Origin of the sequence: Pseudoxanthobacter soli DSM 19599 (assembly GCF_900148505.1) — a bacterium.
In the GTDB taxonomy this organism is placed as follows: Bacteria; Pseudomonadota; Alphaproteobacteria; order Rhizobiales; family Segnochrobactraceae; genus Pseudoxanthobacter; species Pseudoxanthobacter soli.
The window spans coordinates 1-1,085 of the sequence record NZ_FRXO01000027.1 but is presented as its reverse complement, the minus strand read 5'-3'; the positions used below and the strand labels follow the sequence as shown (position 1 = coordinate 1,085).

General features: G+C 69.4%; 1 protein-coding gene. It reads right to left on the bottom strand.

Annotation, left to right across the window (positions count from 1 at the left end; all coding sequences use genetic code 11):
* A partial coding sequence (locus BUF17_RS21970) for an autotransporter-associated beta strand repeat-containing protein (protein ID WP_175563777.1) occupies positions 1-1,085 on the bottom strand: 1,085 nt, incomplete at both ends.

The window sequence follows — 1,085 nt, the reverse complement described above, 5'->3', positions numbered from 1 at the left end:
GTCCCGCTGATGTCGAACGTGCCCGTCGCCGTCACAAGGCTGGAGGTCGCAATCGAACCCGTCCCAGACAGCGCGAGCGTCGCGCCGGACGACACCGTCGTCGCCCCCGTGTACGTGTTCACGCCGGACAGCGTCTCGGTGCCGCCGGACACCGTCAGCGCGCCCGTGCCGCCGATCGCGCCGGAGAACGTGCCCGCCGCCGCCGTCAGCGTCAGCGCCTGAGACCCCAGCGTCACCGTGCCGGCACCCGCCAGGCTCTTGATCGGGGTCCCGCCCGTCCCGCTGATGTCGAACGTGCCCGTCGCCGTCACACCGCTCGAAGAGGCGATCGAAGCCGGTCCCGAAAGCTTCAGTGTCGCGCCCGACGAGATCGTCGTCGACCCCGTGTACGTGTTCGCGCCCGAGAGAATCTGCGTCCCGCCGGACACCGTCACCGTGCCCGTGCCCGAGATCACGCCATCGAACGTATCGTTGCCCGCCGTCAGCGTCAGCGCCTTGCCCCCAAGCGTCACCGCGCCCGAGCCCGCCAGGCTCTTGATCGAGGCCCCGCTCGTTGTGCCGCTGATGTCGAACGTGCCCGCCACCGACACCCGGGTCGAGGTCGAAATCGAACCCGTCCCAGACAGCGCGAGCGTCGCGCCCGACGAGACCAACGTCACGCCGGTGTACGTGTTCACACCGGACAGAGTCTCGGTGCCGGTTCCGGACTGCGTCAGCGAACCCGCCCCCGAGATCACGCCCGAGAACGTGTCGTTACCCGCCGTCAGCGTCAGTGCCTTGCCGCCAAGCGTCACCGCGCCCGAGCCCGCCAGGCTCTTGATTGACGATGTACCGCTCGTCGTCCCGCTGATGTCGAACGTACCCGTCGCCGTCACAACACTCGACGATGCGATCGAACCCGCCGCCGAGAGCTTCAGCGTCGCGCCGGACGAGACCGTCGTCCCGCCGGTGTATGTGTTCGCGCCGGACAGAACCTGAGTCCCGGTTCCCGACTGCGTCAGCGAGCCCGCGCCCGAGATCACGCCCGAGAACGTGCCCGTCCCCGCCGTCAGCGTCAGCGCCTTGCCGCCAAGCGTCACCGAACC